Source organism: Actinopolymorpha sp. B17G11, assembly GCF_040196095.1.
In the GTDB taxonomy this organism is placed as follows: Bacteria; Actinomycetota; Actinomycetes; order Propionibacteriales; family Actinopolymorphaceae; genus Thermasporomyces.
Genome location: NZ_JBEFTW010000047.1, coordinates 41,223 through 49,481, shown reverse-complemented (window position 1 = coordinate 49,481; position 8,259 = coordinate 41,223). Strand labels below are relative to the sequence as shown.

The window sequence follows — 8,259 nt, the reverse complement described above, 5'->3', positions numbered from 1 at the left end:
AGCGAAACCCAACGCGCCGAAGCCATCCAGATCTGGAACATCCACTACAACTACCATCGCCCACACACCGCCGTCGGAGACCAACCCCCAGCCTCACAACTCCACCACGGCGTCACCAACCTCCTGATCGGGAACAGCTAGCCGACGTGGCGTTCCCCTCCGCCGGGGACGGGGTCGGGCCTTCGTTCGTAGAGGTGGCCAAGTGGGCTCTGGACTCTGAAGACGCCCTGCTCCGGTTGGATCCACCACCACCGGCCCTCGTGTTTTGCGCGATGGTGCCGTCGGCAGAGTGCTCCCAGGTTGCAGACGCACGTGGGCCCGCCGAGGCGGTGCTCCATCGTGTGGTCGGCGTCGCAGCGTTCGCCAGGTCGGCAGCAGCCGGGTTGTCGGCAGGTGCGATCTCGGGCCCGGACGAATTCCTGCTGGGCCTTGGTGGGCCGGTAGGCGCCGCGACCATGGACGACGACAGCGCCGTCATGAGTCGCGGTGTGGGAGTACTCGAAGCCGGCATGCGCGGCCTTCATGATTTCGGCGAGCACCTCGGCCGACACGGGTCCGAACCCCACCAGCTCACCCGGCTCGCGTCCCGCACGAGCGGCTGCAGTATCGCTGCGGCGTGCAGGTCTGTCGTCGCGGGCGGGCGCGTCGATGTCCGCGGTCGCCTCGCCGGCAACGCGGCAATCCGCCGCCAGGCGCAGCCAGGTTTCGAGGGGTGCGACGAGTTCGACCTTGGGTACGACGCCGTGCGTGTCGAGGTGATGACCCTGAAGCAGGTCGAGGTACACGTCCGCCTCGATCTGCGTGAGCGTCCGCTCGCCGTCTGCCTCGTCGTGGATGGCCTTCGCGACCGCCTTCACGAACGCCTCGGCCGCGGCGACGCTCTCCAACGGAAGCTGGTAGCCGCCGATCTCGCCGGTCCCCTCACAGCCTGTGCCGAATCTCACCCGGCGCTCCTCGGTCGTTCGTCTGCGGCGTTCCTCCGCTCCGTCGGGGTCGAGCGCCAGGACCTTGGCCCGCAACCGTCGACTGATCTGCTGCTTGGTCAACCCTGGCGCGAGGGGAAGGATGAATGCCTCTGCCTGCAGGGCAAGCTCGGGTGAGAGACTCGCGGTCTCGGCCGCGATCTCCTTGGCCTTGGCCAGGTCGATCCGCCCTGCGTCGAGCGCGGCCCGCGTGCCGGGGAGTCGTTCAGTGAGTTCGTACGCGAAGGAGAGTTCGCGGTCAGCTGATCCCGGCGACATGGTGAGGGCGGCACCGATCTCGGCGGAGGCGAACTCGGTGAAGTGCTTCGTCAACTCGGGCGCCGAGTCGACCATGCATTCGGGCGAGCGCGCGACGAGTGTCATCACGTCGTACATCTGGCACGACGCCCACGAGGACTGGCGTTGCCACGCCTGCATCACGATCACCCGGGCGTAGCCGTTGAGCATTGTCGGATCGATGCCGGCCAGGACGGCGGCAAGGTCGGGCCCCGGCGCCACTTCCTTCAGCGCCGACAGGTCGAGTACCCTGCTGTCGAACATGTCATCGAGTATAGCGCAATGATCACGGCGGTGCGGAACAGAAGGCCCTTGTGCAGCAGGCTCTCTGTTCGCCACGAGCGAACACGACGGATTCCTGCAAGCGGTGATGTCGGGCCGGCTGGTATACGACAGCAACGGTGAGATCCCACGTCGGGTGATGGCGACGTGGAAGGCTGGCCGGCATGGATGTGGCAGGTGCCTTCGGCGTCGTGACGGGCGCGTCGAGCGGGATCGGGCGGGCGGTCGCGCTTCGGCTCGGCGGGATGGGATGTCGCCTGGTCCTCGTCGGCCGGGACAAGGAACGCCTGGACGAGGTCGCCGGGCGTACCGGTGGCGAGGTGCGCATCGCCGATTTCGCCGATGAGGAGAGCGTCGCCGCGCTTGCGTCCTGGTTGGCCGCTCTCGATCCGGTGCCGGACATTCTCCTCAACGATGCCGGGATCGGTGCCGTTGCCGATGCGGACGCGGACACCGATGACGAACAGGTCCCCGGCGCCGAGCTCGAACGCCTGCTGGCCGTCAATCTCCGTGCGCCAATAGCGCTCACCAGGGCGGTGCTTCCCGGCATGCTCCGCCGCGGCAGCGGCCATCTCGGCTACGTCAGCTCGATCGCCGCGCTTCTCGGCGTGCCACGCGAGTCGAGCTACGCGGCTGTCAAGGCAGCCTTGCATGCGTACGGCAGAAGTCTGCACGCGGAAGTTGCCTCTCGCGGTGTCGGCGTCAGCGTCGTCGCGCCCGGCATCGTCGACACGGAGTTCTTCGTCCGAAGGGGAGTGCCTTATGTCCGGCGGTTCCCGCGTCCGATCTCACCTGACCGGGTGGCGGCACGGATCGTTCGTGCGATCGAACGCGAGCGGGCCGAGGTGATCGTCCCGCGCTGGCTCCGTATCCCCGTCGCGCTGCAGGCGGTCGCGCCCACGACGTACGCCCGACTCGCCGGTCGTCATGCCAGCTCGCGATCGTCACCGTCGCCGCGACGATCATGAACTGGAGCGCCAGGGCTCAGCGGCCGGTGACGGCGCGGAGGGACTCGCGCAGGGAACTCATCGTGGCGAGTACGGCGGTCGGTTCGTAGCCACAGTGGGCCATGCAGTTGGCACACCGGTCGTCCCGACCACGGCCGTAACGCTCCCAGTCGGTCTCCTCGACGAGTTCGCGGTAGGTCGCGGCATAGCCGTCAGCCATCAGGTAGCACGGCCGCTGCCAACCGTAGAGGGAGTACGACGGAATTCCCCATGCCGTGCACGAAAAGTCCCGACGTCCCTCGAGAAAGTCCAGGAACAACGGCGAATGGTTCAGCCGCCACCGCCGCCGGTTGCCTCCCGCGAAGGCCTTGCGAAACAGCTCGCGCGTCTGCGTAACCCCGAGAAAGTGGTCCTGGTCCGGCGCCTTCTCATAGGCGTACGCCGGCGAGATCATCATCTGGTCGACCCGGAGATCGTCGTTGAGGAAGTTGAGCACGTCAATGACGTTCTGCGGTGTGTCGTTGGTAAAGAACGTGGTGTTGGTGGTGACCCGGAAGCCCTTGTCCTGAAGGAATCTCACGGCCGCCACAGCCTCGTCGAAGACTCCGTCGGCGCACACGGACTCGTCATGACGTTCACGCAGCCCGTCGATGTGGACGGCGAACGCGAAGAACCGGGACGGAACGAAGGAGAACCGGTCCCACCACTTGCGCAGCAGCACGGCGTTGGTGCACAGGAAGACGTACTTCTTGCGCCGCACCAACTCGTTCACCAGCGTGTCGATCTGCGGGTGCATCAGCGGTTCGCCGCCCGCGATCGACACCATCGGCGTACCGCATTCGTCCATGGCGGCAAGGGCTTGCTCCACCGGCATCCGGCGCCGCAGCTCGTCGGCCGGATGCTGGATCTTCCCGCATCCAGCACAGGCGAGGTTGCAGGCGAAGAGCGGTTCGAGCTCGACCAGGAGGGGGAACTTCTCCCGACCACGCAGCCGCTGGGTGGCCAGGTAGCGCGCCATCCGCAGGCTCTGCCGCATCGGCATCCCCATCCTCAGCGCACCTCTTTCGGCAACATGAAGCGGATGTCCTCGCGGGTGACCTCGCGTTCCTCGACGACCAGCGGGCCGAGCCCGCCGAGCGCGTCGACCACGCTGTCGACGAGCTCGGTGGGTGCTGAGGCGCCCGCGGTCACCGCCACGGTGTCGGCGGTCGCGAGCCAGTCGAGGTCGATCCCGGACGCGTCATCGACCAGGTGCGCCGGAGTGCCGAGGCGTTCGGCGGTCTCGACCAGCCGGTTGGAGTTGGAGGAGTTGGCCGACCCCACCACGAGAACGACGTCGGCCTCGTGGGCTACCGACCGGAGTGCGCGCTGGCGGTTGGTCGTCGCGTAACAGATGTCGTCGGACCCGGGTGCGGAAAGCGCCGGAAAGCGTTCGTGCAGGACGGCGAGGATCCCCGCCACCTCGTCGACCGCCAGCGTGGTCTGGACGAGATAGGACACGTGGTGAGGATCGGGCACCCGGACCCGGCGCGCGTCGTCTCGATCCTCGACGAGGAGCATCTTGTCCGGGCGTTCGCCCATCGTGCCGTCGGTCTCCTCATGACCAGCGTGCCCGATGAACAGCACCGTGTCTCCGCGATCGGCGAAACGGCGTGCCTCGCTGTGCACCTTCGCCACCAGCGGGCACGTGGCGTCGACGACGCCGAGGCCGCGCCTGTCCGCCGTGTCGCGTACGTCTGGAGACACCCCGTGGGCGGAGAACACCACCGTCGCGTCGGCGGGCACCTCGTCCAACTCGTCGACGAACACCGCGCCGAGACCTTCCAGACGTCGTACGACATGGGCGTTGTGCACGATCTGCTTGCGGACGTAGACAGGTGGTCCGTTCTGGGCAAGCACTCTCTCCACGATGTCGATCGCCCGCTCGACCCCCGCGCAGAACGACCGTGGCGAGGCGAGAAGCACCCGCCGGGAGGGCCGTAGCGCCGACCCCCACGCGTCGAGGGCGGGTACGACGAAACCAAGAACCCGCAGGGCCGTCCGCAGATGCCCGAGCGTCGCCGGACGCAGCAACCGTTCCTCGGCCGGGTCGGCGATCACGCGTACACAGGCTGTGGGCGAGGGTCTCGGGGTCCCCTCGAGAACGTGGCGCTCGCGGAGCGTATCCGTGGGATGAGACAGCAGCCACGCGGATTCCATGTCGACCGCGAGCGCCCCGGTCGCGTGCAGGTCCGCGCGGGAGGATCCCGACACGACGTGGTGCGCGCTCACCACCGGACCGGTGTGGACCGCCGAGCCGGCGCGTCGCAGTTCGTGCGTACGCTCGAGTGCGCCCGCGAGCAGCGGCGCGCTCGGGCAGGAGACCACTGCGCCGTCCGCGCCGTCGCGCACCTCGGTCGCCACCACCACGTCACCCGGGCGCAGGTCCGGCGACAGTCCGCCCGCGATTCCGGCGACCGCGATCCCCGCCGCCGTGCGTAGGTCCGCCGAGCCCGCGGCCTGCTCCGACCGCGACCTGCCCACGCCCGTGCGCAGAACGACGCCGGCACCCAGCCCGCGTCGCAGGCGTCGCGCCTCCGCGTGGGTCGGTGCGCAGACGACGTACTGTCGCGGCATCTCCTGCCTCCTCTCGGGCGTTCCAGTCATCGGCCTCCTGCCAGCCAGGCCTCCTACCGGCCGGACCCCACACCACCCCGGCCTCCCACCGGCCGGGCGCGGCACCCAGTCGGGCCCCATGTCGTCTGGACCTCACACCAGCCGGATGTCATGTGCCGCCGTTACATCGGCCCGCCGCCCCAGGTGGACCGGCCGAGCAGCCGGCCGAGGGCGCTGATCGGGAACACCATCCGGTAGAGGTGGTAGTTGATGTAGAAGTCGCCTGGAAACCCCGTACCCGTGAACTGCGGCTCGTCCCAGCTGCCGTCATCACGCTGCGAGGCCACCAGCCACGACATGCCCCGCATGGCCGCGTCGGAATCCTCCCGGTCGCCGGCATGCAGGGCGAGCAGAGCCCAGGCGGTCTGCGAGGCCGTCGACGGACCGAGCCCCCGCCACGCGGGATCGTCGTAGGACCGGAGGTCCTCGCCCCATCCGCCGTCGTCGTTCTGGTGCTCCTCGATCCAGGTGAGCGCGCGGTGGACGGCCCGGTGGCTCCGCGACACACCGGCCGCGACGAGGGCCGGTACGACGGCGCCCGTTCCGTACACGTGGTTGGCTCCCCAGCGGCCGAACCACGACCCGTCGTCCTCCTGGTGGTCGAAGAGCCAGCGCACCGCCCGCCGCACCGTACGTTCCTGGGCGAGGCCCTCGCGGGCGAACATCTCGACGATGTGCGCCGTGACGTCGGCGCTCGGCGGGTCGATCACCGCGCCGAAGTCGCAGAACGGAAGCTGGTAGGCAAGCTCGCGGGTGTTGTCGGCGTCGAAGGCGCCCCACCCGCCGTCCTTGCACTGCATCGCCCGCAGCCAGGCCAGCGCCCGGCCCACGGCGTCGTCGACTTCGGGGACCGCGGCCGTACGCCGCAGACCGAGCACGACCTCCGCCGTGTCGTCGGTGTCGGGGTAGAGGTCGTTGTCGAACTCGAACGCCCAACCGCCGGCGGGCGCGGTTGGGCGGCGTACGACGTAGTCACCGCGGACCCGGATCTCCTCGCCGAGCAGCCAGTCGCGGGCCCGCACCATGGCCGGCCGGTCGGCCGGGACGCCGGCGTCGCCCAGCCCGACGAGTGCGAGCGCGGTGTCCCACACCGGCGACTGGCAGGCCTCGATCCGCCGGACCGGGCCCTCCGGGCCGTCGGACCGGATCGTGAAGCGCTCCCACCCGGCGATGCCGGACACCAGCACCGGATGGTCCAACGGGTAACCGAGCGCGTGCAGCGCCATCAGCGAATAGACCCAGGGCGGTTGGATGCCGCCCCACGAGCCGTCCTTCTCCTGCCGGGCGATGATCCACTCCGCCGACCGGCGCATCGCCTGCCGCCGCAGCGGAGTCAGCGGGCGGCGTTCGTACCCGTGCAGCAGTCGGTCGAGCCAACCGAACGCACCCTTCCAACTGGTCAGCGGGTGAGGCGGGCGGGCGGCGCGGGCACCGGACCGCAGCTCGTGCGTGGTCACCCCCAGGTCCCGTCGCGGTCGCAACGCGCCGAGAATCGTCAGCGGTACGACGGTCTGGCGCGCCCAGCACGCCCAGTCGTAGAGGTTGAACGGCACCCAGTTCGGCAGGAACACCAGCTCCGGCGGCATCGCCGGCACGTCGTCCCAGCTCCACTCCCCGAACAGCGCCAGCCAGATCCGGGTGAAGACGCGGCAGCGTTCGAGGCCGCCGCCGGCGAGGACGAACTCCCGGGCGAGTGCCATGTGCGCTGCTTCGGGGTCGTCGCCGGCCAGCTTCAGCGCGACGTACGCCTCCGCTGTCGTCGACAGATCGCCGGGTCCGAACCAGGAGTTCGCCCAGGACCCGTCGGCCCGCTGCCGGCCGCGGATGAAGCGCGCGCTCTCCTCGGTCTGTTCCGGCGTACGGATACCGAGGAACTGCCGCATCAGCAGGTCCTCGGCGTCCATCGTCACGTTCGTCTCCAGCTCGCCCTTCCACCAGCCGCCGGGATCCTGGAGCCCCAGCAGGTGGTCGACAGCCCGGTCGAGGGCGGCGTCCGCCTGGTGGAGGAGCGCGGAACGGTCCGCTCGACGTCGGTGCGCGACGACGGCTTCGCCGGATCGCCGACTGGAACGCGAGGTCGTCGTCATCAGCGGTCCCGCCCTCTCAGCTGCTGGGCCACTGCGGTCAGCTCCCTCTCGACCTCCTGGTGCAGGCCGAGCGGAGCCAGGGCGTCGACGCCCGCGGCGAGTTGCCGGTCCGCTTCGGCTTCGGTCCATGTCCGGCCGCCGGCCTCCTCGATCCAGGCGGCGGCGTCGGTGAGCTCGGCGTCGGTGAGGGGAGTGGGCTTCGCGTAGAGCTCCCGGAGCTTCCCACCCGCCGCGGTCTCGGACGTGAGCGCGACGACGACAGGCACCGTCTTCTTGCGTGTACGCAGGTCCGACAGGACCGGCTTGCCGGTCACGGCCGGGTCTCCCCAGATCCCCAACAGGTCGTCGGTGAGCTGGAACGCCATGCCCACGTGGTCGCCGAACTCCGACAGCCCGCTGCACAACGGCGCCGGCGCACCGACAAGGACGGCACCGAGGGACGCCGAACACGCGAGCAACGCCCCGGTCTTGTCCGCCGCCATCGCGAGGCACTCGGTGAGGTTCACGTCGTCGCGCTTCTCGAACGCGACGTCCGCGCTCTGGCCGGCGATCAGCCGCCGGACCGTCCCACCCACCCTGCGGACGGCAGCCGGGACCGTGTCCGAGGCCACGTCGGCCAGGACCTCGTTCGCGAGGGAGAGGAGTGCGTCGCCGGCGAGGATCGCGTCGGACGTCCCGAAGCGGGCCCACACGGTCGGCCGGTGCCGGCGTTCGGTGTCACCGTCGATCACGTCGTCGTGCAGCAGGGAGAAGTTGTGCACCAGCTCGCACGCGACGGCGGCGGGAACGCCCTCAGCCGGCGGTGCCTCCGCCGCGACCGCCGAGAGGAGCGCGAGCGTCGACCGGACGCCCTTGCCGGCGGTGCCACCACGGGTACGGCCGTCGGCGTCCCAGAAACCGAGGTGATAGCCGGCCGTGAGCCGCGTCGCGGCATCGAGACGGTCGATGGCCTTGCGCAGGGCGGGGTCCACCAGCCGGCGCGTGTCGATGCTGAACCGGTCCGAGGTCAGGGTCATGGGACCTCCTTCG

Annotated in this window: 7 protein-coding genes; 2 read left to right on the top strand and 5 right to left on the bottom strand. The window is 69.8% G+C overall.

Features of this window, described 5'->3' with window-relative positions:
- On the top strand, positions 1-141 hold a 141-nt coding region (locus ABN028_RS31620; protein ID WP_349699140.1), incomplete at its 5' end, for an integrase core domain-containing protein.
- Here ABN028_RS31620 and ABN028_RS31615 read toward each other — a convergent pair.
- Positions 138-1,523: an HNH endonuclease signature motif containing protein gene (locus ABN028_RS31615; protein WP_349699138.1), complete on the bottom strand. Its 1,386-nt coding sequence runs from the start codon at positions 1,521-1,523 to the stop codon at positions 138-140. The two genes, ABN028_RS31620 and ABN028_RS31615, sit on opposite strands and share 4 nt — an antisense overlap.
- 182 nt (positions 1,524-1,705) lie before the next feature.
- Between ABN028_RS31615 and ABN028_RS31610 the strand changes: the two genes are divergently transcribed.
- Complete coding sequence (locus ABN028_RS31610; protein ID WP_349699137.1) at positions 1,706-2,509, top strand: SDR family NAD(P)-dependent oxidoreductase; 804 nt, start codon at positions 1,706-1,708, stop codon at positions 2,507-2,509.
- A 16-nt stretch (positions 2,510-2,525) separates the two neighbouring features.
- Here the strand turns inward: ABN028_RS31610 and hpnH are convergent, their stop codons facing one another.
- The 4 genes from hpnH to ABN028_RS31590 form a co-directional block, all read right to left on the bottom strand.
- Positions 2,526-3,524 carry an adenosyl-hopene transferase HpnH gene (gene hpnH, locus ABN028_RS31605; protein ID WP_349699136.1) on the bottom strand — a complete coding sequence of 333 codons (999 nt, stop codon included), beginning with the start codon at positions 3,522-3,524 and terminating at the stop codon, positions 2,526-2,528.
- 14 nt (positions 3,525-3,538) lie between these two features.
- Positions 3,539-5,104, bottom strand: coding sequence for a 4-hydroxy-3-methylbut-2-enyl diphosphate reductase (gene ispH / locus ABN028_RS31600; RefSeq protein WP_349325814.1), 1,566 nt, complete (start codon positions 5,102-5,104; stop codon positions 3,539-3,541).
- 161 nt (positions 5,105-5,265) lie between these two features.
- Complete coding sequence (shc, locus tag ABN028_RS31595; protein ID WP_349699135.1) at positions 5,266-7,230, bottom strand: squalene--hopene cyclase; 1,965 nt, start codon at positions 7,228-7,230, stop codon at positions 5,266-5,268.
- Positions 7,230-8,246, bottom strand: coding sequence for a polyprenyl synthetase family protein (locus tag ABN028_RS31590; RefSeq protein ID WP_349699134.1), 1,017 nt, complete (start codon positions 8,244-8,246; stop codon positions 7,230-7,232). The genes shc and ABN028_RS31590 overlap by 1 nt, the downstream gene beginning before the upstream one ends.
- Between the last annotated feature and the right edge of the window lie 13 nt (positions 8,247-8,259).